This window comes from Streptomyces daliensis, assembly GCF_054782395.1.
Genome location: NZ_BAAGSO010000058.1, coordinates 126,428 through 150,357, shown reverse-complemented (window position 1 = coordinate 150,357; position 23,930 = coordinate 126,428). Strand labels below are relative to the sequence as shown.

Annotated in this window: 18 protein-coding genes; 10 read left to right on the top strand and 8 right to left on the bottom strand. The window is 71.9% G+C overall.

Annotation, left to right across the window (positions count from 1 at the left end; genetic code table 11):
- Positions 1-2: 2 nt before the first annotated feature.
- The 5 genes from ACYVOO_RS12990 to ACYVOO_RS12970 form a co-directional block, all read right to left on the bottom strand.
- On the bottom strand, positions 3-932 hold the full coding sequence (locus tag ACYVOO_RS12990) for a branched-chain amino acid ABC transporter permease (RefSeq protein WP_461015799.1): 930 nt from the start codon (positions 930-932) through the stop codon (positions 3-5).
- 97 nt (positions 933-1,029) lie between these two features.
- Positions 1,030-2,268 (bottom strand): branched-chain amino acid ABC transporter substrate-binding protein, encoded by a 1,239-nt coding sequence (locus ACYVOO_RS12985; RefSeq protein ID WP_461015798.1) that lies wholly within the window; start codon positions 2,266-2,268, stop codon positions 1,030-1,032.
- Positions 2,269-2,563: 295 nt separating this feature from the next.
- Positions 2,564-3,166 carry a hypothetical protein gene (locus tag ACYVOO_RS12980; protein ID WP_461015797.1) on the bottom strand — a complete coding sequence of 201 codons (603 nt, stop codon included), beginning with the start codon at positions 3,164-3,166 and terminating at the stop codon, positions 2,564-2,566.
- Between the two features lie 130 nt (positions 3,167-3,296).
- Positions 3,297-3,794: a PaaI family thioesterase gene (locus tag ACYVOO_RS12975; RefSeq protein WP_461015796.1), complete on the bottom strand. Its 498-nt coding sequence runs from the start codon at positions 3,792-3,794 to the stop codon at positions 3,297-3,299.
- A gap of 96 nt (positions 3,795-3,890) precedes the next feature.
- Positions 3,891-6,167: an FdhF/YdeP family oxidoreductase gene (locus ACYVOO_RS12970; protein ID WP_461015795.1), complete on the bottom strand. Its 2,277-nt coding sequence runs from the start codon at positions 6,165-6,167 to the stop codon at positions 3,891-3,893.
- A 263-nt stretch (positions 6,168-6,430) separates the two neighbouring features.
- On the opposite strand from ACYVOO_RS12970, the gene polA reads away from it, so the two are divergent.
- From polA to ACYVOO_RS12945, 5 genes are all read left to right on the top strand, one after another.
- Entirely contained in the window at positions 6,431-9,085 is a 2,655-nt protein-coding gene (gene polA / locus ACYVOO_RS12965) for a DNA polymerase I (RefSeq protein WP_461015895.1), read from the top strand.
- Between the two features lie 411 nt (positions 9,086-9,496).
- The gene (locus ACYVOO_RS12960) at positions 9,497-10,690 is read left to right on the top strand and encodes a serine hydrolase (RefSeq protein ID WP_461015794.1); all 1,194 of its coding nucleotides are present in this window, start codon (positions 9,497-9,499) and stop codon (positions 10,688-10,690) included.
- Positions 10,691-11,042: 352 nt separating this feature from the next.
- Entirely contained in the window at positions 11,043-12,725 is a 1,683-nt protein-coding gene (locus ACYVOO_RS12955; RefSeq protein WP_461015793.1) for a lytic transglycosylase domain-containing protein, read from the top strand.
- Positions 12,726-12,948: 223 nt separating this feature from the next.
- Entirely contained in the window at positions 12,949-13,083 is a 135-nt protein-coding gene (locus ACYVOO_RS12950; protein WP_461015792.1) for an SPW_0924 family protein, read from the top strand.
- Positions 13,084-13,101: 18 nt separating this feature from the next.
- The gene (locus ACYVOO_RS12945) at positions 13,102-14,109 is read left to right on the top strand and encodes a PorA family protein (RefSeq protein ID WP_461015791.1); all 1,008 of its coding nucleotides are present in this window, start codon (positions 13,102-13,104) and stop codon (positions 14,107-14,109) included.
- A gap of 40 nt (positions 14,110-14,149) precedes the next feature.
- On the opposite strand, the gene hrpB is transcribed toward ACYVOO_RS12945, so the two are convergent.
- Both hrpB and ACYVOO_RS12935 read right to left on the bottom strand, forming a co-directional pair.
- A complete protein-coding gene (gene hrpB / locus ACYVOO_RS12940; protein ID WP_461015790.1) occupies positions 14,150-16,855 on the bottom strand; it encodes an ATP-dependent helicase HrpB in 2,706 nt (901 codons plus the stop codon).
- Positions 16,852-17,709 carry a class I SAM-dependent methyltransferase gene (locus ACYVOO_RS12935; RefSeq protein WP_461015894.1) on the bottom strand — a complete coding sequence of 286 codons (858 nt, stop codon included), beginning with the start codon at positions 17,707-17,709 and terminating at the stop codon, positions 16,852-16,854. The genes hrpB and ACYVOO_RS12935 overlap by 4 nt, the downstream gene beginning before the upstream one ends.
- Positions 17,710-18,254: 545 nt before the next feature.
- Here ACYVOO_RS12935 and rpsA point away from each other — a divergent pair.
- The 5 genes from rpsA (at position 18,255) to ACYVOO_RS12910 (ending at position 23,290) form a co-directional block, all read left to right on the top strand.
- Positions 18,255-19,784 (top strand): 30S ribosomal protein S1, encoded by a 1,530-nt coding sequence (gene rpsA / locus ACYVOO_RS12930; protein ID WP_461015789.1) that lies wholly within the window; start codon positions 18,255-18,257, stop codon positions 19,782-19,784.
- A 315-nt stretch (positions 19,785-20,099) separates the two neighbouring features.
- Positions 20,100-21,101 carry a PAC2 family protein gene (locus ACYVOO_RS12925; RefSeq protein ID WP_461015788.1) on the top strand — a complete coding sequence of 334 codons (1,002 nt, stop codon included), beginning with the start codon at positions 20,100-20,102 and terminating at the stop codon, positions 21,099-21,101.
- Between the two features lie 161 nt (positions 21,102-21,262).
- Entirely contained in the window at positions 21,263-21,850 is a 588-nt protein-coding gene (gene coaE, locus ACYVOO_RS12920; RefSeq protein WP_461015893.1) for a dephospho-CoA kinase, read from the top strand.
- A 204-nt stretch (positions 21,851-22,054) separates the two neighbouring features.
- Positions 22,055-22,432, top strand: a complete 378-nt coding sequence (locus tag ACYVOO_RS12915; protein WP_453345221.1) for a tetratricopeptide repeat protein — start codon at positions 22,055-22,057, stop codon at positions 22,430-22,432.
- 219 nt (positions 22,433-22,651) lie between these two features.
- A complete protein-coding gene (locus ACYVOO_RS12910) occupies positions 22,652-23,290 on the top strand; it encodes a hypothetical protein (protein ID WP_461015787.1) in 639 nt (212 codons plus the stop codon).
- A gap of 58 nt (positions 23,291-23,348) precedes the next feature.
- Here the strand turns inward: ACYVOO_RS12910 and ACYVOO_RS12905 are convergent, their stop codons facing one another.
- A complete protein-coding gene (locus ACYVOO_RS12905; RefSeq protein ID WP_461015892.1) occupies positions 23,349-23,900 on the bottom strand; it encodes an HAD domain-containing protein in 552 nt (183 codons plus the stop codon).
- Positions 23,901-23,930: the final 30 nt, after the last annotated feature.

Here is a 23,930-nt window from a genome sequence, read left to right as displayed (position 1 = left end):
TATCACGCCCTGTCCGCGACGCGCTCGCCGAGCAGGCCCTGGGGCCGTACCAGCAGTACAAGGATGAGGAGGGCGAAGGCCCAGACGTTCTTCCAGGCGCCGCCGCCGAACAGGTCCATGCCGGGGATGTGTTCGATGTAGGCGGTGGCGAGGGATTCGGCGAGGCCGAGGACGAGGCCGCCGAGCATGGCGCCGTAGATGTTGCCGATGCCTCCGAGGACGGCCGCCGTGAATGCCTTGAGGCCGAGGATGAAGCCGATCTTGAAGTCGATCTGCCCGTACTTGAGGCCGTAGGCGAGCGCGGCGACGCCGCCGAAGGCGGCTCCGATGGCGAAGGCGGTGACGATGATGCGGTCGGTGTTGATGCCCATCAGCTTGGCGGTGTCGGGGTCCTGCGAGGTCGCCTGCATGGCCCGGCCTGTGCGGGTCTTGGCGACGAAGAAGCCGAGTGCGGCCATGCAGATGGGGGCCGCTATGAGCAGGAAGATCTCGCCGCGCTGGATGTTGGCGCCGAGGATCTCGAAGCTCTCGCCGCTGAACTGGGGGAAGGAGCGGGCCTTCTTGGCGTCCGGGTAGAACGTCCAGATGAGCTGCTGGAGCATGATCGAGAGGCCGATGGCGGTGATGAGCGGGGCGAGCCGTGGTGCTCCGCGCAGCGGCCGGTAGGCGAATCGCTCGGCCCCGATGCCGACGAGGACGGTGACGGCGACCGCCATGAGGAGCATGAGGGGCAGGGCGAGGACGAGCGAGGTGCCCTCGGGGAGGATCAGCCATGCGGTCAGTGCTCCGAAGGAGCCGACCATGACGATCTCACCGTGGGCGAAGTTGATGAGCTGGATGATGCCGTAGACCATCGTGTAACCGATCGCGATGAGACCGTACATCGCGCCGAGAATGAGTCCACTGGCCAGTTGCTGCGGCAGGTCGTTCACCGCTGGGCCTCCGAGTGGTGTCAGATACGACCGCGCGGGGGCGCTGTTGGCGCCCCCGCGGGTGTGTGGGCGTGCGGGACGGGGCGGTTGGCCCGGGTCAGTCGTTGAAGGTGCCGGTCTTGACGGGCTTGTGCTCGCCGTTCTTGACCTCGTACAGCGAGAGCTGCTTGTTGGTGGTGTCGCCGTACTGGTCGAAGCCGACCTGGCCGCTGACGCCGTCGAACTTGACGTCCTGGGTGGCTTCGACGACCTGCTCGCGGGCCTCGTTGATGTCCTCGGGCAGCTTGCCGTCGTTCTTCTCGACGACTGCCTTGACGGCCTCGATGATGGCCCAGGTGGAGTCGTAGGCGTAGCCGCCGTATGCCTCGTAGGGGAGCTTGTAGCCCTCGGCCTTGTAGTTCTTCATGAACTCCTTGGCCGTGTCGAGCGTCTCCAGGGGGGCGCCGACGGAGGAGGCGAGGTCGCCCTCGGAGTTCTTCTTGGCCAGCTTCACGTACTCGGCGCTGAAGAGTGCGTCACCGCCGACGACGGGGCCGTCGAGCCCGGCCTGCTTGGCCTGGTCGGAGAGGGGGGCGCCGGCCGGGTACTCGCCGCCGTAGTAGACGAATTCGGGCTTCGCCTTGGCGATCTTGTTGGCGACGGCGGTGAAGTCCTTCTCCTTGGGGTCGACGTGGTCGGTGCCGACCACCTTGCCGCCCAGCTTCTCGAACTCGGCCTTGAAGGTCGCCGCGAGGCCCTTGCCGTAGGTCTTCTTGTCGTCGACCACGTAGACGGACTTGAGCTTCTTCTCGTTGTACATGTACTGCGCGGCGAACGGGCCCTGGATGGCGTCCGTCGTGGAGGTGCGGAAGTACGTGTCGAAGGGGCGCTCCTTCTTGCCGGTGCGCCAGTTGTTGCCCTGGGACAGCTCGGGTGCCGTGTTGGCGGGCGAGATCTGGACCATGCTCGCCTTGTCGAAGACCTTCTGCATCGACTGGCCGACGTTGGAGTTCAGGGGGCCGACGGCGCCGATGACCTCGTCGTTGGCGACGAACTTGTTGGCGTTCTGCTGTCCTGCCGAGGGCTGGGCCGCGTCGTCGAGCGGCTCCAGCTTGAAGGTGACGCCCTCGGCCGTCTTCTCCTTGTTCGCGGTCTTGACCGCGAGGTCGGCCGAGTTCTTGATGCCCTGGCCCAGAGCGGACAGGTCACCGGTGAGCGGGGCATCGAGCCCGATGGTGACAGTGGTGTTCTTCCCACTGTCCCCGCCGCCGCTTTCGTCGCGTGATCCGCACGCGGAGAGCGTGAGGGCTCCCGCGGTGACGGCGGTGGTGAGTATGAGCAAGGAACGGTGACGCACGATCAGTCCTTTCCCCTGGCGCGGCCATCACAGGTGAATGGCCGTAGGCGCGCCGGGCCGTACTGGGGTGGTACAGATCGGTGCTCGCATCGCACGCCCGGCGGCGCGGTGACTGGCGGTGACTCTATGGCCGAGGACTGGAGTCGGGCAGAGGTGCAAGCCAGGATGTGACTCTCTTGTTATTGACGCGCGTCGAGGTGTACCTCTCCGGGCGCGGTGTCCCTTACAACGGTTCTGTTTCGGGGTGTATCGGCGATGTAGCGGACACGTATCGGGCATCGAAGGGCCAGTTGGCTCAGGGGGCGGGTGCGGAGGGGCGCGAAGAGGGTCCGCATACCGTACGGAATACCCGCGTCAGTTCGTGTGCGTACCTTTCTCCCGGGATCACGCTGAAGTCCTGTACCGCGCGCGTGTTACGGAGCGTCACTTCGAGGAAGGGCATGCCCGCGTCGATCGGCAGCCCTCGGCAACTGATGATCCGCGCACGCAGGATGAGCTTCTTGGGGGAGTACGCGGTGACCTCGACGGGGTGCGGCGAGGCGGAGGTGAGGTCGAGCGCTTCGTAGCCCTGGGTGACGCGTTCGACGGAGACGGGCGAGGTGGTGCTGGCGAGCAGCTCGATCGTGAACGTCCCCTCGTCGGGGGAGACGTCGCTGATCCGCGAGAAGCTGACGCTGACGGCCTGCGCGGGGTAGGGGGCGCGGGCGCGCGGCGGGGCGTGCGGGGGGCCGGGGCGTACGGCGAGCGCGTAGCCGGTGGCGGCGGCGAGCAGGGCGAGGCCGAGCGCGGTGACGGCCGTGCGGCGTACGCGGTGGGGGAGGGTTTCCCAGCGCTCGTGCAGGCGCCGTGATTCGTCCCCGGCCGCCAGCACTTCGGGTTCGCGCACGGAGTCCCCCATGCGCGTGAAGCTAGCGGGCTCGCGGGCCGGGGGCCAGAGCGCGTGCCGGTGCGCGGCCGGGCGCACCGGTTGCGGGCGCTCCGGCCGCGTGGTGCGGTCGGCGAAGGGTCAGCGGGCGGTCAGCACAGGGTCAGCGCGCGGCGCCCTCGGGGTTGCCGGTGCTGCCGCCGTCGGGTGAGGCGTCGCGCAGCATGCAGGTCAGCCGGGCCGTGCACACCCGCTTGCCCCGCTCGTCGGTGATGACGACCTCGTACGTGGCGGTGCTGCGGCCCTGGTGCGCGGGGGTGGCGACGCCGGTGACCAGCCCTGAGCGCAGGCCGCGGTGGTGGGTGCAGCTGAGGTCGACGCCGACGGCGATCTTGCCGGGGCCGCCGTGCAGCATGGCGCCGACCGAGCCGAGGGTCTCGGCGAGCACGGCGGAGGCGCCGCCGTGCAGCAGCCCGTACGGCTGGGTGTTGCCCTCTACGGGGAGGGTGCCGACGACCCTCTCCGGTGCCGCCTCCACCACCTGGAGGCCCATGCGCTCGCCGAGGTGACCGGCCGAGAAGAGGGACGGCAGGTCGAGCCCTGAGCCCGCCCACTGGTCGAGGATCTCCTGCGGGAACTTGGTCGTGGTCTGCTCGCCCATGGGCTGCGGCTCCGATCACCCTCGTGCGGCCGGCACCGTCGGCCGGTCATGTCGCTGTCGTACCCACCTGTTCCTATCAGGTGGCTGAGCGTGCGCTCAGGAGGGAGTGACGCGGATCACCACGGACTTGCTGGCCGGGGTGTTGCTGACGTCGGCGGTGGCGTCCAGGGGCACGAGGACGTTCGTCTCCGGGTAGTAGGCGGCGGCGCAGCCGCGCGCGGTCGGGTAGTGCACGACGCGGAAGCCGCGCGCCGTACGCTCGGTGCCGTCGTTCCACTCGCTGGTGAGGTCGGCGTAGGCGCCGTCGGCCAGGCCGAGCGCCGTCGCGTCCTCGGGGTGTACGAGGACGACGCGGCGGCCGTTCTTGATGCCCCGGTAGCGGTCGTCGAGGCCGTAGATCGTGGTGTTGTACTGGTCGTGGGAGCGCAGCGTCTGGAGCAGCAGCCGCCCCTCCGGCAGCCTCGGGTACTCGACGGGCGCCGCGGTGAAGTTGGCCTTCCCCGTGGCGGTGGGGAAGCGGCGGTCGTCGCGCGGCGCGTGCGGCAGCGCGAATCCCTCGGGGCGTGCCACGCGGGCGTTGAAGTCCTCGAAGCCGGGGATGACGCGGGCTATGCGGTCGCGGATCGTCGCGTAGTCCTTCTCGAACTCCTCCCACGGCGTGGCCGAGTCCGCGCCCAGCACGCGGCGGGCCATCCGGCTGACGATCGCGGGCTCGGACAGCAGGTGCTCGCTCGCCGGGTCCAGGCGCCCGCGCGAGGCGTGCACCATGCCCATGGAGTCCTCGACGGTCACGAACTGCTCGCCGCTGCCCTGGAGGTCGCGCTCGGTCCTGCCCAGCGTGGGCAGGATCAGGGCGCGGGCGCCCGTGACGCAGTGTGAGCGGTTCAGCTTCGTGGAGACGTGCACCGTCAGCCGTGCGCGGCGCATCGCGTCCTCGGTGACGTCGGTGTCGGGCGAGGCGGCCACGAAGTTGCCGCCCATCGCGAAGAAGACCTTGGCCTGCCCGTCGCGCAGGGCGCGGATGGCGCGGACGACGTCCAGCCCGTGCTCGCGCGGGGGCGCGAAGCCGAACTCCTTCTCCAGGGCGTCCAGGAACGCGGGCGCGGGCCGCTCGAAGATGCCCATGGTGCGGTCGCCCTGCACGTTGCTGTGCCCGCGCACGGGGCAGACGCCCGCGCCGGGGCGGCCGATGTTGCCGCGCAGCAGCAGGAAGTTGACGACCTCGCGGATGGTGGGCACGGAGTGTTTGTGCTGGGTGAGGCCCATCGCCCAGCACACGACGGTGCGCTCGGACTCCAGGACCATGCGCAGGGCGGCCTCGATCTCGGCCCGGTCCAGGCCCGTCGCCGCGAGCGTCGCCTCCCAGTCGGCGTCGCCCTCGCGTGCGGTGCGCGCGAACTCCTCGAAGCCGTGCGTGTAGGTGCGCACGAACTCCTCGTCGACGGCGCCCTCCGTCTCCAGGACGAGCCGGTTCAGCGCGCGGAAGAGGGCTTGGTCGCCGCCGATGCGGATCTGGAGGAACAGGTCGGTCAGCGGGGTGCCGCCGCCCGCGAGGCCGCGCGGGGTCTGCGGGTTCTTGAACCGCTCCAGGCCCGCCTCGGGCAGCGGGTTCACCGTCATGATCTTCGCACCGCCCGCCTTCGCCTTCTCCAGCGCGGAGAGCATGCGGGGGTGGTTGGTGCCCGGGTTCTGCCCGGCGACGATGATCAGATCGGCCTTGTGGAGGTCGTCCAGCAGCACGCTGCCCTTGCCGACGCCGAGGGTCTCGGTGAGCGCGGAGCCCGAGGACTCGTGGCACATGTTGGAGCAGTCGGGCAGGTTGTTGGTGCCGAACTCGCGCGCGAAGAGCTGGTAGAGGAACGCGGCCTCGTTGCTGGTGCGGCCCGAGGTGTAGAAGAGGGCCTCGTCCGGGGAGTCCAGCGCGGTCAGTTCCTCGGCGATGATGTCGAACGCGCGCTCCCAGGAGACCGGTTCGTAGCGCTCGCCGCCCTCGGGCAGGTACATCGGCCGGGTGAGACGGCCCTGCTGGCCGAGCCAGTAGCCGGAGCGGTGCGCGAGGTCGGCGACGGGGTGCTCGGCGAAGAACTCCGGGGTGACCCTGCGCAGCGTCGCCTCCTCGGCGACGGCCTTGGCGCCGTTCTCGCAGAACTCGGCCGCGTGCCGCTTGTCCGGCTCGGGCCAGGCGCAGCCCGGACAGTCGAAGCCGTCCTTCTGGTTGACCCGGAGCAGGGTGAGCGCGGTGCGGCGCACCCCCATCTGCTGCTGGGCGATGCGGAGGGAGTGCCCGACGGCGGCCGTTCCGGCGGCGTAGTGCTGGGGCGCGGAGACGTCGGGGGAGTCCTGGACCGGGTCCTGAGCAGGCGGCTTACGCATGGTGCCGATCCTGCCACGGTGTGCGGCGCGGACGGGAGGGGGACGGGGCCGGGGTGCCGGAGGGCACACTGCGCGGGTGACCGAGCGTGGCGGGAGTGACACGAGGGGACGCGGGGTGACGGCTTCGGCCCGGCTTCGGCCCGGCGCTTCCGGGGCTCGCGGGCGGGGGAACCGGATTGTCAGTGGGCCGTGACAGTATCGGGGACGTGGCTAAGAAGGCATCGAAAGAGACGGCACCCCAGCACGCGCAGCGCCTGCTCCTCATGGACGGGCACTCTTTGGCCTACAGGGCGTTCTTCGCGCTGCCCGCGGAGAATTTCTCCACCTCCACGGGCCAGCCGACGAACGCGATCTACGGCTTCGCCTCGATGCTGGCGAACACCCTGCGCGACGAAGCGCCCACCCACTTCGCCGTCGCCTTCGACGTCTCGCGCAAGACCTGGCGCTCCGAGGAGTTCGCCGAGTACAAGGCGAACCGCTCCAAGACCCCGGACGAGTTCAAGGGCCAGGTCGAGCTGATCGGGGAGCTGCTGGACGCGATGGGGGTGCGCCGCTTCGCCGTCGACGGCTTCGAGGCGGACGATGTCATCGCCACTCTCGCCACCCAGGCCGAGGCCGAGGGCTTCCAGGTCTCGATCGTCACCGGTGACCGCGATTCCTTCCAGCTCGTGAGCGATCAGGTCACGGTGCTCTACCCCACGAAGGGCGTCTCGGAGCTGACGCGCTTCACGCCCGAGAAGGTGCTGGAGAAGTACGGCCTGTCGCCCTCCCAGTACCCGGACTTCGCGGCCCTGCGCGGTGACCCGTCGGACAACCTCCCGGGCATCCCCGGCGTCGGCGAGAAGACCGCCACGAAGTGGATCACCCAGTTCGGCTCCCTCGCGGATCTCATCGAGCGCGCCGAGGAGGTCAAGGGCAAGGCCGGGCAGAACCTCCGCGAGCACCTGGACTCCATCAAACTCAACCGCCATCTGACGGAGCTGGTCAGGGACGTCGAGCTGCCCTGCCGCCCGGATGACCTGGAGCGCGCGGCGTACGACAGGGAGGCACTCGGAGTCGTCCTGGACGCGCTGGAGTTCCGCAACCCGAACTTCCGGGAGCGGCTGTTCGCCGTCGATCCCGGAGCGGTCGAGGAGGAGATCGTCCCGGACGCCGGAGTCCAGGTGGACGGCGCCGTGCTCGGCGCGGGCGAGCTGGGCCCGTGGCTGGACGAGCACGGGGGCGTGCCGCTCGGCCTGGCCACGGTCGATGTGTGGAAGCTGGGCACGGGCAGCGTCAGCGAGATCGCGCTGGCCACGGCCGAGGGCCCGGCCGCCTGGTTCGATCCCGCGCAACTGGACGAGGCCGACGAGAAGGCGTTCGCCGCCTGGAGCGCCGACACGGCCAGGAAGAAGGTCCTGCACGACGCCAAGGCGATCATGCGGGTCTTCGGTGAGCAGGGCTGGAGCGTCGAGGGCGTCCACATGGACACCGCGCTGGCCGCCTATCTGGACAAGCCGGGCCGCCGTTCCTTCGCGCTGGACGCGCTGTCCGTGGAGTATCTGGGCCGCGAGCTGGGCCCAGCGGCCGAGGGCGGCGGACAGCTCGCCTTCGGCGTGGACGAGCAGGCGGAGGCCGAGGCGCTGATGGCCAAGGCCCGCACGATCCTCGATCTCGGCGAGGTCTTCGAGGGCAGGCTGGCGCAGGTCGGCGCGGCGGAGCTGCTGCGGGACATGGAGCTGCCCACCTCGGCGCTGCTGGCCCGCATGGAGCGCGCGGGCATCGCGGCCGACCGCGAGTGGCTGACGAAGATGGAGCAGCAGTTCGCCGACGCAGTCCAGCAGGCGGTGAAGGAAGCGCACGCGGCGGTGGGCCACGAGTTCAACCTCGGCTCGCCCAAGCAGCTCCAGGAGGTCCTCTTCGGCGAGCTGGGCCTGCCCAAGACGAAGAAGACCAAGACCGGCTACACCACGGACGCCGACGCCCTCGCCTGGCTCGCCGCGCAGACCGAGCACGAGCTGCCGGTGCTGATGCTGCGCTACCGCGAGCAGCAGAAGCTGCGCACCACCGTCGAGGGCCTGATCAAGACCATCGCCGCCGACGGCCGCATCCACACCAGCTTCAGCCAGACCGTGGCGGCGACGGGCCGCCTCTCCTCCACGGAACCCAACCTCCAGAACGTGCCGGTGCGCACGGACGAGGGCCGCGCGATCCGCAAGGGCTTCCGCGTCGGCGAGGGCTATGAGTCCCTCATGACCGCGGACTACAGCCAGATCGAGCTGCGCGTCATGGCCCACCTCTCGGAGGACGCGGGCCTGATCGAGGCGTTCACCTCCGGCGAGGACCTGCACACCACCGTCGCCTCGCAGGTCTTCGGCGTGGAGAAGTCCCAGGTCGATCCCGAGATGCGCCGCAAGATCAAGGCGATGTCCTACGGGCTGGCGTACGGCCTGTCCGCCTTCGGCCTCTCCCAGCAGCTCGGCATCGCCCCGGACGAGGCCCGCAGGCTGATGGACAACTTCTTCGAGCGCTTCGGCGGCGTGCGGGACTATCTCCAGAACGTCGTGGAGGAGGCCCGCGCCATCGGCTACACCCAGACGATCCTGGGCCGCCGCCGCTATCTCCCCGACCTCAACAGCGACAACCGCCAGCGCCGCGAGATGGCCGAGCGGATGGCGCTCAACGCGCCGATCCAGGGCACGGCGGCCGACATCGTCAAGATCGCGATGCTGCGCGTGGACGAGGCACTGCGCAAGGAGAAGCTCAGCTCGCGCATGCTGCTCCAGGTGCACGACGAAATCGTGCTGGAGATCTCGCCGGGCGAGCGGGAAGCGGTGGAGGAGCTGGTCCGGCGCGAGATGGCCGGGGCGGCAAAGCTGCGCGCCCCGCTGGACGTCTCCGTCGGTTCCGGCCCGGACTGGGAGTCCGCGGCGCACTGACGCAGGCGGAGGCGGGGCGCCGCCGTCGACCGAGCGGGTTGCGGTGCTCCCCCTCCGGAGGGGCCCTGCTTCGCGGGGCGGGGCCCGTTGGCCGGGTAAGTGTGCTGGCTGAGGGCCGGGCGGGGGTGCTGGCGCGTCCGGCCGGGGTGGGCTCCGGTTCCGTGTCCGGGGCTCGTTGGCCGGGTGCGTCGGGCAGGGGCCGCAGGAGCTGGGCGGGGGTTCCGGTGCCTCGGCCGTGGCGCGGGCCGGTTCCGCGGCCGGGCGCCGTTGCGCCGCTTGGCGCAGTCCCGCGTGCGGCGCTGGCACACGTCACCGGAAGGTGGGCCCATGGTCGTCAACGGCACCCCTCCCGCCCGGACAAGCGCACCCATGGCGCCCCGCACCCGCCCCCATCCGACCGAGGTGACACCGGTGGCTGCCCGCGCCCGCGCGGGCAGCCGCGCACTGGTCGTCGGCGCCCTGGTCCTCACCCTGTGCGCCCCGGCCTCCGCGACGCTGGCGGCCACCGCCCCTCACCACGCCGACCCCGGCATCCCCGACGGCACCCCCGCCGCCTCCGCCACCCCGGCGAAGCCGTCCGCGTCCGCGAAGCCGTCCGCGTCCGCGAAGCCGTCCGCGTCCGCGAAGCCCGCCGCTCCGAAGATCTGCACCTCGCCGACGCGCCCCGCCTTCGCGGCGCGCGTCGAACGCGAGCTGCGCAAGGTGCTGCGGACCAGACCGGGGTCCATCGCGTTCGACGTGCGCGCCGAGGCGTACGGGATGCGCTGCCGGTCACGGGAGCGATCACAGTACGAGGCGGCCAGCGTCACCAAGGTGCTGATCATGGAGGCGACGCTGCACCGCGCCGAGACGCGCGGCAAGGACAAGGGCAAGGGCGGCGGACTCACCAGCCGGGAGGCACAGCTCCTGCGCGCGATGATCACGCGCTCCGACAACTCCGCCGCCTCCACCCTGTGGTCGGACCTGGGCCGGTCCCGTCTGCACGCGTTCCTGCGCGAGGCCGGTACGCAGGACACCACGCTGGGCCCGGGACGCCTCTGGGGCCTCACCCGTACCTCGGCCCGCGACCAGACGCGGCTGCTGGGTCTGCTCACCAACGCCAAGTCCTTCCTCAAGAACCGCAGCCACGCGCTCACCCTCCTCGGCAGGGTCCAGCGCGGCCAGCGCTGGGGCGTCTCGGCCGGGGTGCCGCGCCGGGTGCGGGTCCATCTGAAGAACGGCTGGCTGTCGCGGCCCTCGGGCGGCTGGCGCGTCCACAGCGTCGGCGCCTTCACGGGTGGCGCGAAGGGTCCGTACCGCATGGCCGTGCTCACCCAGGACGACGGGTCGATGGCCCAGAGCGTCCGGACGATCGAACGCCTGGCGCACGCCGTGAACCGGAACCTTCACTCCGGGCGCAAACAGGAACGCCGGGGCTACACGCCGCACGGCTCCATCGACCGGACCCCGGACGGCAGCGTTCCGGCGGACACCGCGGACACCGCGGGCACCGGAACCAGCCCGCAGAGCCCCGGCCCCGTCGACGGCCCGCAGCCTTCCGACGGCCCCGGACCCTCCGAGATCCCCGATCCCCCCGAGCCCCCGGAGCACCCCGGACTCTCCTAGCGCCCGCAGCCCCGCAGCCCCGCAGCCCCGGGAATCCGGGACCCGGAAACCCCGGAGTCCCGGGCCAGGCCCCGGGGACGAATCCCCCTCACCTTCGCGAAACCGGAATCCGCCTCGGGTCCGGCACCGTCCCGAACCCGCCAAATGCGCCGGGAGTGCCCGGAGTGCCCCACGAGCGCTGACTTCGGGCCTGGACTTGTCGTAAGGTCACGACAGTTCACGGGTGCGGTGTCCGAAGGGGAGAGGACGGGACGGGCTCATGGGGCGGTACCGCGGTAGGCACGCAGCGGCCAGGCAGTACACCGCTACGGACGGAGGGCGGCGCGTAGGCGGCAGCAGGCTCCGCAGGGGAGTGACCAGTACGGCCATCGCGGCCGTCGCGATGGCGGCGCTCACCGCCTCGCAGGCACCGGGCGCGGTGCTGGGCGGCGGCTCGGACGAGGACGGCAAGGCACGCGCGGACTCGGCGCAGCGCGACAGTGGTGCCCAGGGCGACGACTCGTACCACACGGAACTGCCACCACTGGAGTCCCCCGCGCCGTCCGACGGCGCCTCGGCGATACCCGGCGTGGGAGAGGCGGAGTCGGGCATACCGGCCTCCGTACTGGACGCGTACAAGAAGGCGCAGTCCTCACTGACGGCCTCCCTGCCCAACTGCGGGCTGCGCTGGGAACTCCTCGCGGCCATCGGCAAGGTGGAGTCGGGCCAGGCACGCGGCGGCGCCGTCGACAAGAACGGCACCACCCTCAAGCCGATCCTCGGCCCCGTGCTGAACGGCGAGGGATTCGCCCGGATCACGGACACGGACGGCGGCGAGTGGGACGGCGACTCGACGTACGACAGGGCCGTCGGCCCGATGCAGTTCATACCGTCGACGTGGGCCAGTTGGGGCGCGGACGGGAACGGCGACGGCCGCAAGGACCCGAACAACGTCTACGACGCCGCGCTCGCGGCGGGCAAGTACCTCTGCGCGGGCGGCCGTGACCTGTCACAGAAGGCCGATCTGGACCGCGCGATCCTGAGCTACAACAACTCCCAGGATTATCTGCGCACGGTCCTGTCCTGGTACGAGTTCTACCGCAAGGGCGCCCACGAGGTCCCGGACGGCCTGGGCCAGCTTCCCACCTCTCCCGGCGCGGGCAACAAGAACGCGTCCGGCGGCTCGTCGGGCGGCAGCGGTAGCGGCAGCAGCGGCGGGAAGTCGGGTGACAACGGCGGTTCCGGCAAGGGAGGCGGGAAGACCCCGGGCGGCAACGGCTCCCAGAAGCCCAGCAAGCCCGGCAGCCCCAGTCCCGACCCGTCCAAGCCCGGAGGCAGCGGCGGCGGAGGCGGGGAGAGCGAGTCGCCCTCCCCGAGCCCCACGGCCCCCAGCGTCCTGGAGCACGACAGCGACCGCGCGGTGACGGCGACGGCGGGCGGCACCTTCGCCGAGCGCCTGCGCGTACGCGCTGAGAACAGCAAGGGCAAGCCGGTCGACGAGGCGCGCGTGAAGTTCGCCATCGTCGGCGAGACCGGCGCGCGTTTCCCCGGAGGCGCGCGCAGCGCCACCGTCTCCACCAACGCCGACGGCATCGCCACCGCGCCCAAGCTGAGCGCGGGTGCCGAGGCCGGGACCTTCACCGTCCGCGCGACGGCCGTGGGCACCTCGCTGCGGGCCGACTTCAGTGCGACGGTCAAGGCCAGGGCCGACAAGCTGACCCGCGTCTCCGGCGACGAGCTGAAGGCCGGGGCGAACGGCAGCTTCGCCGACGCGGTCGAGGTCAAGGCCACGTACAAGGGCGCGGCCGTGCCCGGTGTGCCGGTCTCCGCCAAGATGATCACCGACGGCGCCCTCCCCGTGCAGAACCACAAGGGCCCGTACTTCAAGGCGGACGGCAAGACCGTGCGCTCCCTCAGCGGCCTCAAGACCGACGCCGAGGGCGTGCTGCGGCTCCCGAAGATCTACACCGACGGGAACGAGGGCACGTTCAAGCTCCAGCTCACCACGGCCGACGGCGCGAAGCTGACCGTCGAGCTGGAGGTGGCGAAGTCCTGACGGCCCAGGCCCAGGCCCAAGCCCGGAATTGACCCGCACCGGACACCACCCGCACCGCACCGCCGTCACGCCGCGACGGCGGTGCGGTGTTTCGCGTACGGCCCGGCCCACTGCGGTGCGGTGCGGCCCCGTCCGGTGCGACGTGTTCTCATCTCGCGCCCCCGTTGCTACGGTGCCCCCGCCCTGACGCTGTATCAGTTCTTCCGTACGGGAGGTACCGAGCATGCGCGCCCTCGTCGCGGCCGGGATCGGTCTGGTGGCCGCCGTCGCCCTCGTCCTCGCGATGACGGCCGTCGGCGTCCCGCCCGGCGAGACCTCACCGAAGCCGCTGCACACCACCGTCCCCCGGCACCCGTAGCAGGAGGGCCGTCACGCCATGCGCCGCCGAGCCAGTCTGGTCCTTCTCGCCTTCGCGGTCTTCTTCACCGCGCTGTCCCCGCTCATGCGCTGGTACGCGTTCCCGCGCCTGGCGAAGATCCCGCCCAGCCAGTACCAGGACATGGTCCTAGAGGCGAAGAACGCCACCCTCCTCGACTACGCGACCATGAAGCCCAAGAAGGTCGACAAGGTCAGCATCGTGCAGACCCTCAAGGGCAACGTGAAGGAAGCCGGGAAGGTCAAGGACAGCACGGGCCGCGACGTCGTCGTCTGGGACACCCTCAGCTACGTCGCCGACCCCGACGGCGAGATGGTCTCCCGCATCCCCGAGCGCTACATCTTCGACGCCCACACCCAGGAGCCCGTCCACGCGAAGGGCGAGCACGTCGACGGGGACCCGGTCAGGCGCGAGGGCGTCGAGTACAAGTGGCCGTTCCTCACCGAGAAGCGGGACTACGAGTACTTCGACTTCCAGACCCGCACCTCGGCGCCCATCCACTACAAGGGCACCCAGAACTTCCGCGGCCTGGAGGTCTACTACTTCGAGCAGACCATCCCGTGGACGAAGGTCAAGGTCCCCAAGAAGCTCCCCATGGGCGCCACTCCCGAGGTCGTGAAGCAGGCCGGGATGGAGCGCTGGTACAGCACGAAGCGCATGTTCTGGGTCGAGCCGACAACCGGAGCGCCCGTCAACGGGGAGGAGATCCACAAGGAGGAGATGCGCTGGACGGGCAAGCCCGACAAGGAGCCGCTGACCGCCTTCGCCGGGCACGTGAAGATACGCCCCGACTACCTCGACGCCACCTACGACCTCGTCAGCTCCCAGCGCCAGCTCGTGCTGCTGCTGACCGCCTATCTGCCGTGGGGCTTCCTCGTACTCGGCGGCGGACTGCTCACGCTCTCGCTGCTCCTGGAGGCGCGCTCCCGGCGCCCCTCGGGCCCGGCGTCCGACGACGACGCCGCAGCCCTCGACCCGGACCCCGATCCCCAGCCCGCCGGGGTCTGACCCCGACCGGTCTCGGGGCCGCCGCCCGGCCCGGCCTGCCTCAGCCGCCCGCCCGCTTCCCGCCCGCACCGGACCCGCCCGCACGCCCCGGCTGCCCCGCACGTCCCGCCTGACCCGCACGGGACGACACGCGCCGCGTCGGCTCCGCCGTCGTCGGATCCTCGGGCCACGGGTGCTTGGGGTAGCGCCCGCGCAGCTCGGCCCGTACGGAGTGGTAGCCCTCGCGCCAGAACGAGGCCAGGTCCGCCGTCACGGCGGCGGGCCGCCCCGCGGGCGACAGCAGATGGACGAGCAGCGGCACGCGCCCACCCGCCAGCCGCGGCGTCTCGCGCCAGCCGAACAGCTCCTGCAACTTCACGGCCAGTACGGGCTGGTCCCCGTCGTAGCCGACGCGTATCCGCGACCCTGACGGCACCTCGACGCGCTCGGGCGCCAGCTCGTCCAGCCGCGCCGCCTCGCCACCGCGCCAGGGCAGCAGCCCCTTCAGCACCTGCGCGGCGTCGATCCGGGCCAGCGCGGCGCGTGAACGCGCCTGCCCCAGCCAGTCGCCGGCGCGCTCCAGCAGCGCCTCGTCCGACACATCGGGCCAGGGCTCGCCCAGCTCCCTGTGCAGGAAGGCCAGCCGGGCGCGCAGCGACCTCGCGCCCTCCGACCAGCGCAGCAGCCCGAGCCCCTCGCCGCGCAGCCCGTCGAGCACCGCTTCCCGCACCCGCGCCGGATCGGGCGACGAGAGGGGGCGCGCGGACAGCTCGACCGCGCCCAGCGTCTCCACTTCGCGGGCCACCACATCACCGCGCGCGCCGTCCCAGCGCACCTCTTCCCGTACGCCGTGGAGCGCGCCCGCCGCACGACGGGCAGTCTCCTCGTCGACGGCGGCGGCCAGCCGCACCCGCGCGAAGGCGTCGCCCACCGGGCGGTCCGCGACCGCCACGGCCAGCCATGGCGCGTCCCGCAGCGCCGAGCCCTCCCGCAACCGGGCACGCGTGCCCGAGGCCATCAGGCAGGCGCCCGCGCCCCGCGCCCGCCCGACCCGCTCCGGATACGCGAGCGCCACCACAGCGCCCACGGCCCCGGCCTCGTCCAGGGAGCCGCTGTCGGCCCGTCGCCCTTCCCCGGGGGAAGCCTCCGGGGACGACGTGCTCTCCAGCGCGCCCCGCAGCCTGGCGACCTCAGCGCGCCAGCGCGCCCCGTACGCGTCGTGCCCGCGCCGCGCGGCCCGCAGCGCCTCCGCCGCGTCGTCCCCGTACTCCCTCGGCGGCTCCTCGCTCAGCAGCGCCACCGCCTCGGCCGCACGCTCGCGGCCCACCAGGTCCGCGCCGTCGAGCAGCGCCCTGGCCAGGCGCGGCGGCAGGCCCAGCCGCGCCATGCGGGTGCCCCTGGCGGTCACCCGTCCGTCGGGGCCCACCGCGCCGATCGCGCCGAGCACCTCCCGCGCCGCGGCCATCGCCCCGGCCGGAGGCACGTCAAGCAGCGCCAGGTCCGCCGCGTCGGGGCTGCCCCAGCACGCGGCCTGGAGCGCGAAAGCCGTCAGATCGGCGACCGTGATCTCCGGCGACGGCCAGCGCGGACGGCCCCCGTCCTCCGCCTCCGCCCAGCAGCGGAACGCCACACCGGGCGCCTCCCGACCGGCCCGGCCCACCCGCTGGGCCGAGGCGGCGAGCGAGACCCGCACCGTCGCGAGCGAACCCAGCCCCCTCGCGTGGTCCGTCCTGGGCTCGCGGGCCAGGCCCGAGTCGACGACCGCGCGCACACCGGGCACCGTCAGGCTCGACTCGGCGACGGACGTCGCGAGGATCACCCGCCGCCGCCCGCCCCCAGAGCCCTCCGTATCCGATGTATCCGACGTATCCGAGGGGCCGCGCCCCCGCAGCACCGCGTCCTGTGTCGCGGCGGGCGCCCTCCCGTGCAGTTGCAGCACGTCAGCGTCCACGTCGCCCAGCAGCCCGGCCACCCGCGCGATCTCGCCGACCCCCGGCAGGAAGCACAGCACATCGCCGTCGGGACCCCCACCCCCGCCCATGCCCCCGGAAACGCTGTCCAGGGCCAGCCGCACCGTCGCCGCCACGTGCCGCAGCAGCGCGGGATCGACCCAGGTGCCGTGGGCCGGACGCACGGGCGCGGGCGGCGGGACGTAGCGGACCGCGACGGCGTGCCCCTCGCCACTGGCCCACACGACCGGCGCGGGCCCGGAACCGTCCAGGACGGTGAGAAGCTGCGCCCAGGACGCGCTGTCCTGCGTCGCCGAGGCCGCGATCAGCCGCAGCTCGGGGCGCAGCGTCGCGCGTACGTCGACGAGGAACGCGACCGCCGTGTCCGCGTCCAGATGGCGCTCGTGGCACTCGTCCACCAGCACGACGTCCACCCCCGGCAGCTCCTGGTCCCGCTGGAGCCGTTGCAGCAGCACCCCCGTGGTGACGACCTCGACCCGCGTGCGGCGCCCCACCTTGCGCTCCCCGCGCACCGTGAAGCCGACGTTCTCACCGGGGCGCTGGCCCAGCAGCCACGCCATGCGCCGCGCGGCCGAGCGCGCCGCCATCCTGCGCGGCTCGGCGACCAGCACGCGCCGCGGCGGAGCGCCGTCGTCCAGCAGCCCGGCCAGCGCGAGCGGCACCAGCGTGGTCTTGCCGGTGCCGGGCGGCGCGTGCAGCACGGCGGTCCCGCGCGCCTCCAGCGCCTCCCGTAGCGCGGGCAGCGCTGCGCGCACGGGCAGCCGCTCCCACGCGTCGGCGCGCGCCCCGGCGCTCACGAGCCTCCGCCTCCGCCCCCGTGGCCGCCCCTGTTGTCGTCGCGGCCGTCGTCACGGTCGTCGTCGCGCTCGCAGACGAAGATCGCCGTGCCGGGCAGCAGCCCGCCGCGCAGCGGGGACCAGCCGCCCCAGACCTGCTGGTTCCACTCCGGCCACTCGGGCTCGACGAGGTCCACCAGCCGGAAGCCCCCGGCCACCACGTCCCGCACCCGGTCGCCCAGCGTCCTGTGGTGCTCGACGTAGACGGCGCGGCCCGCGTCGTCCTGTTCCACGTACGGGGTGCGGTCGAAGTACGACGTGATCGCCGCGAGCCCCTCGGGCCCCGGCTCGTCCGCGAAGGCCCACCGGACGGGATGGGTGACCGAGAACACCCAGCGCCCGCCAGGACGCAGCACCCTGCGCACCTCGCGCATCACCCGCACCGGGTCCGCGACGAAGGGGACGGCGCCGAAGGCCGAGCAGGCCAGGTCGAACGACCCGTCGGCGAAGGGCAGCGCCCTGGCGTCGGCCTCCACGAGGGGGAAGGGGGGATCGCCGCCGAGGCCGTCGCCGATCCGCAGCGCGTGCTGGAGCTGCCGGTGCGCGAGGTCGAGCGCGACGGGACGGGCGCCCTGCGCCGCCAGCCAGCGCGAGCACTGCGCGGCGCCCGCGCCGATCTCCAGCACGTCCAGGCCGCGCAGCGAGGAGGCCGGACCCAGCAGCTCCGCCTCCTCCTCGTCCAGCCCCTCGGGGCACCACACGAAGCGGGCGTCGCCGAGGAAGTCGCCGTGGTCGTTCTGGTACTCGTCCGCGTTGCGGTTCCACCAGCCGCGGTTGGCGAGGCTGCTCTCCGCGTCCCCGGCCGCGCGCCGCACGGCCTCCGCTTCCTCGTCGACGGACGAGGCGGGAGTGGGGTCGGCGGGCGTGGAAGGTGAAGAAGGTGTGAAGGGTGCGGGATCGTGCTCGTGGGGCACTGGGGGCTACCTCGCGGTGTCGTACGGGACGCTCCTGCCCGGCCCGTCGGTCACGGCCGGACGCCCCGGGTCGTGCCCGGGGCTGTCAGTATCGCGCCACGACCCGTATCCTCGCTGGTGAAGCTTGTGGCGACGAGGTGGCCGCGTGGCCGCGCTGCACCCGCCGCGCGTGCCGTCCGGGGCGGACTCTGCCGGGTATGGGAGGTTCCATCCCAGGTGTGCTCTTTCGCGCATTGACCATGCCCAGCAGCCCCCGTATGCTACAAGTTGCGCTGCGGGCCTGCGCGCCTCGGACGGAGCAGGTCGCGCTCGCATCTGGTGGATGTCCCCTCGGGTAAGTGGCTCTCAAGGCCGTGTCCGGCTGGCTTGCATGTAGGTGCGATGGAACGGGCTCTCGGCGTAGCAGTACCTACGACTCACTGTCCGTACCGGAGACCCTTTCCCACATGACGAGCAGCACCGAGACCACCGCCACCACCCCGCAGGTTGCGGTTAACGACATCGGTTCCGAGGAAGAATTCCTCGCCGCGATCGACGAGACGATCAAGTACTTCAACGACGGCGACATCGTCGACGGCGTCATCGTGAAGGTCGACCGGGACGAGGTCCTGCTCGACATCGGTTACAAGACCGAAGGTGTCATCCCTTCCCGAGAGCTGTCGATCAAGCACGACGTCGACCCCAATGAGGTTGTCGCCGTCGGTGACGAGATCGAGGCCCTGGTCCTCCAGAAGGAGGACAAGGAAGGCCGCCTGATCCTCTCGAAGAAGCGCGCTCAGTACGAGCGTGCCTGGGGCACCATCGAGAAGATCAAGGAAGAGGACGGCATCGTCACCGGTACGGTCATCGAGGTCGTCAAGGGTGGTCTCATCCTCGACATCGGCCTCCGTGGCTTCCTCCCGGCTTCCCTGGTCGAGATGCGCCGTGTCCGCGACCTCCAGCCGTACGTCGGCAAGGAGCTCGAGGCCAAGATCATCGAGCTGGACAAGAACCGCAACAACGTGGTCCTGTCCCGCCGTGCCTGGCTGGAGCAGACGCAGAGCGAGGTCCGCCAGACCTTCCTCACCACCCTCCAGAAGGGCCAGGTGCGCTCCGGCGTCGTCTCCTCCATCGTCAACTTCGGCGCCTTCGTGGACCTGGGCGGCGTGGACGGACTCGTTCACGTCTCCGAGCTGTCCTGGAAGCACATCGACCACCCCTCCGAGGTCGTCGAGGTCGGCCAGGAGGTCACGGTCGAGGTCCTGGACGTCGACATGGACCGCGAGCGCGTGTCCCTGTCGCTCAAGGCGACCCAGGAAGACCCGTGGCAGCAGTTCGCCCGGACCCACCAGATCGGCCAGGTCGTGCCCGGCAAGGTCACGAAGCTCGTGCCGTTCGGCGCGTTCGTCCGCGTGGACGAGGGCATCGAGGGTCTGGTCCACATCTCCGAGCTGGCCGAGCGCCACGTGGAGATCCCGGAGCAGGTCGTCCAGGTCAACGACGAGATCTTCGTCAAGGTCATCGACATCGACCTCGAGCGTCGCCGCATCAGCCTCTCGCTGAAGCAGGCCAACGAGTCCTTCGGTGCCGACCCGACCGCGGTCGAGTTCGACCCGACGCTCTACGGCATGGCCGCGTCGTACGACGACCAGGGCAACTACATCTACCCCGAGGGCTTCGACCCCGAGACCAACGACTGGCTCGAGGGCTTCGAGACCCAGCGCGAGGCGTGGGAGAACCAGTACGCCGAGGCGCAGAGCCGCTTCGAGCAGCACCAGGCGCAGGTCATCAAGTCCCGCGAGGCCGACGAGCAGGCCGCGGCCGAGGGTGCCACCGGTGGCACTCCGGCGCAGCAGGGCGGCGGCCAGAGCAGCAGCGGCGGTGGCCAGGGCGGCGGCGGCTCGTACTCCTCGGAGTCGAGCGACGACGGCGGCGCCCTCGCCTCGGACGAGGCCCTGGCGGCGCTCCGCGAGAAGCTCGCGGGCGGCCAGAGCTGAGGCCGAGCCGAGTGCTCACCGCGCTGAACGAGCGGCGGGTGAGGGCCGAGGCGTGAGCGCCGGAGCCTGAACCGGGACCGACAGACAGCACGGCCAAGTGAGGCCCGTTCCCTCCGGGGAGCGGGCCTCACGGCTGTTTCCGGCCGGCCGTGGTCTCGCGGTCGCCGCCCGTCGGCCGATTCCGCGGCTGTCGGTCCGATGCCGTACGTTCACAGAGGGCGACGGCCGGAATGCGCGGGCGGCGGCGGACGTTATGCCGGGGGTAAGCGACGAGGAGGGGCGGCAGCAGTGCTGGAACCGCACAGTGCGCAGAGCATGTATACCTGGGACGCGAGCGGACTCGCGGCGGTCGACGCGATCGTGGACGAGCCAGACGGCGCCGGGCTGGTGATGCTCTACCACTTCGAGGGCTTCATCGACGCGGGTGACACCGGCGACCAGATCGTGGAGCGGCTGCTCGACAGCCAGCCCTACGTCACGGTCGCGCGCTTCGACGTCGACAGGCTCATCGACTACCGGGCCAGGCGCCCGATGATGACCTTCCGGCGGAATCAGTGGGTCTCCTACGACACCCCGCGCCTGGACCTGCGCCTCGTGCGGGACGCCACGGGGTCCCCGTTCCTGCTGCTGTCGGGGCCCGAACCCGACGTCGAGTGGGAGCGGTTCACGGCGGCGGTGCGCGAGGTGGTGGAGCGCCTCGGCGTCCGTCTCTCCGTCAACTTCCACGGCATTCCCATGGGCGTCCCCCACACCCGCCCCGTCGGCATCACCCCGCACGGCAACCGCACGGATCTCGTCGCGGGCCAGCGGGACGTCTTCGACGAGGCGCAGGTGCCGGGCAGTGCGGCGGCGCTGGTCGAGCTGCGGCTCGCGGAGTCCGGGCACGATGTGCTCGGCGTGGTCGCGCACGTCCCGCACTACATCGCGCGCTCCACGTATCCGGACGCCGCGCTCGTCGTCATCGAGGCGATCACCTCGGCCACCGGGCTGGTGCTGCCCGAGGTCGCCCACGCGCTGCGCAGCGAGGCGCTCAAGACGCAGAACGAGATCGAGCGGCAGCTCGCCGAGGGCGACGAGGAACTGGTGTCGGTGGTGCGCGGCCTGGAGCAGCAGTACGACGCGCTGGCCGGTGCCGAGACGCGCGGCAGCCTGGTGGCCGAGCCCGCCGAGCTGCCCTCGGCCGAGGAACTCGGCGCCGTCTTCGAGCGCTTCCTCGCGGAGCGCGAGGAGGAGGGCGGCGGCGCGGGCGGCGCGGGTGGCCCGGGTGGTGGTCCCGGTGAGGGGCGCGGCGGGGACGGGTCCGACGGCGGGCGGTAGCCGGGGCGCCGGACGCGCGGTGCATGCGGGGCGCGGGGGAGGCCGGGCGGGGTGTGATGGCGCACGGCGCGCGGCGCACGCGCCATGGCGGGCGCGGGCGGGTAACGGTGGCCGCGTGTCCGGTCAGCGGGCCCGCACCGTATAGCGTGGCGCGCATGGGCATGGTCAAGGTCGGACTGACGGGCGGGATCGGCGCGGGCAAGAGCGAGGTCTCGCGGCTGTTCGCGTCGTACGGAGCGGTGATCGTCGACGCGGACAGGATCGCGCGCGAGGTCGTGGAGCCGGGCACGCCGGGACTGGCGGAGGTGGTCGCGGAGTTCGGGACGGACGTCCTCGCTCCGGACGGCAGCCTGGACCGCCCCAAACTCGGCTCCATCGTCTTCGGTGACACCGAACGGCTGGCCGCGCTGAACGCCATCGTCCACCCACTCGTCGGCGCGCGCTCCGCCGAACTGGAGCGGGAGGCGGGCGAGGAAGCGGTCGTCGTCCACGACGTTCCGCTGCTCACGGAGAACGGCCTCGCGCCGCTCTACGACCGGGTCGTGGTCGTCGACGCCTCGCCCGAGACACAGTTGGACCGGCTGGTACGGCTGCGCGGCATGGGGGAGTCGGAGGCACGGGCCCGCATGGCGGCCCAGGCGACCCGCGAGGAGCGGCTCGCGGTGGCCGACATCGTGATCGACAACGACGGCGCGCTGGAGAACCTGGAACCGCAGGTCCGGAAGGTCTGGGAGGGGCTGCGGGCCTGACCGCGCGGCGTGCGGGCCGGGTGCGGGCCGCGTGCGAGATCGCCGGTGGCACGTGTGAGACGGCATGGTGACGGGGAATAGTCGCCGACAGCGGTGTGTTGTGGTGTCCGTCAACAGGCTCGTCGAACCGTCGGAAGAGACGGTTCCCCTGGACACGCACGCGCGGCAAGCGCGTCGTGCGGCACCGCGGTGAGGAGGCAGCCCGTGCCCGAGGCCACGCCCGAGACCCATGTCATCGAGTTCCGAGCGGCGGAGCATCTCATCGAGGCGCGTGACCCACGCGGTGCGGTGAAGCTGCTCGACTCGGTCATCTCGGCCCATCCGGAGAACACGGCCGCGCGTCTGCTGCGCGCCCGCGCGTTCTTCCTGGGCGCGCAACTGCGCTCGGCGGAGATGGAGTTCCAGACCGTGCTGGAGCGCGAGCCCGACAACGCGTTCGCGCACTTCGCGCTCGGCCGTACGTTGCAGCGCGCGTCCCGTGGGGACGAGGCGCGCCGTCACTTCCGGCTGGCCGCCGCGCTGGATCCGCGGCCCGACTTCATCGAGGCGGCGAACTTCGACCCGCCCCGCGCGGCGGGCTGAACCCCGGCCCCTGTCCGGGCCCCTGTTCCTCCGATCCTCTGCTCCCTCTGATCCTTCCGTGTACGGCCGTGGGTACGGCCACGTCGTGATGCCGCTAGGGTGTCCGGCTGGGCCGTACCCACACGTATGTGCGAGCGGCCCGGACCGTACAGGCACCTACGGGCACCCGCGCGCGGTGGCGTGCGGTGGACACGTCAGAGCAACGGGGGAGGGCCGTTCATGGCCGCGTGGGGACGGGGACAGGGCACGGCACGGGCCGGAGCGCCCGGGTTCGGAGCCGGGGCCGGAGACCTCGATCCGGGGCGGCACGGCCTCTCCGCGCATGCGCCGCTCCCGAGCTGGAAGGGGCGCGCGCTGGGCGGGTTCCTGCTGCTGGTGGCCCTCGTCTGCGCCGGCGTCTCCGTCTACAACGCCGCCCACGCCGCGGGCCTCGCGGGCCGCCACGGCACGCTCACCGTCGAGAACTGCTGGGTCGAGCAGGGGCGGCGGCACAGCAGCGACAAGACCATCTGCTCCGGCGTCTTCCGGCCGGCGGACGGCTCGGCGCCGGACCGCGAGGCGACGCTGACGCGCGACCTCGCGCGAGGCGACACGGTGGAGGTGCAGCAGACCGCCAGGGGCTATCTGGCCACGGGCTTCGGCGAGACCTGGCGCTGGAACGCCCTCTTCTTCGTGGGCTGGATCGCCGCGGGGATCGGCGTCGTCTTCGTCGCGAGCGGGATCTTCCCGCGGCGCGGCCAGGAGTCGGCCGTCACCGAGCGGATACGCGGGACGCGGTCGGCGGTGGCCGCGAAGTACCTCTGTCTCGGCGGTGTCGCGGGGGTCGCCGTGAGTCTCTATCTCACCTGGCTCTTCTGAGTACCTGGGCGAGAGCGGGTGTGCGGGCGAGTGGGTGAGCGGGTGAGCGGTGGCGGGATCACCGGCCGGACGTCTCCCGTGCCCACCGTGCGAGTGCCGCGAAGTCCGCTTCGCGCAGCCCGTGCCGCGCGTCGACGTGGTGCAGCAGCGCGGGACCCTTGTGGACGGCGGCCACGAACTGCCTCTCCCGCTCCGTGATCCGGTCGTCCACCCACGCGAAGGGCCGCCCGGCCGCCCACTCCACGATGGGCCGCGCCTTCCAGAGCAGCAGGCCGGGCTCCTCGGCACGGAACATCATGGGCCACTCGATCACGGGCAGCTCGGGCAGCCCCAGCACGGGGCTTATGCACTCGTTCGCGTCGTGCGTCCAGGCGGTGGCCCACACCAGTTCGCACGGCAGCCCCGCCAGCAGCCGCCCGTGCTCGGCTTTCAGCCACACCCGCAGCGTGGCCGCCTTCCTGCCCGGCACGGAGGGGTGCCGTTCCAGCCATCCGGTGGGGCGGAAGCGGTGGGTGGTGTAGCCGCGGGGCCGTAATCGCCACCGTGCGGCGAAGGGGTTCAGCGGCCCGTCGACGTCCAGCAGCAGCAACGGTCGTTCGCTCGTGCTCATGCCCATGCCCATGCATGATGCGTACCCCCT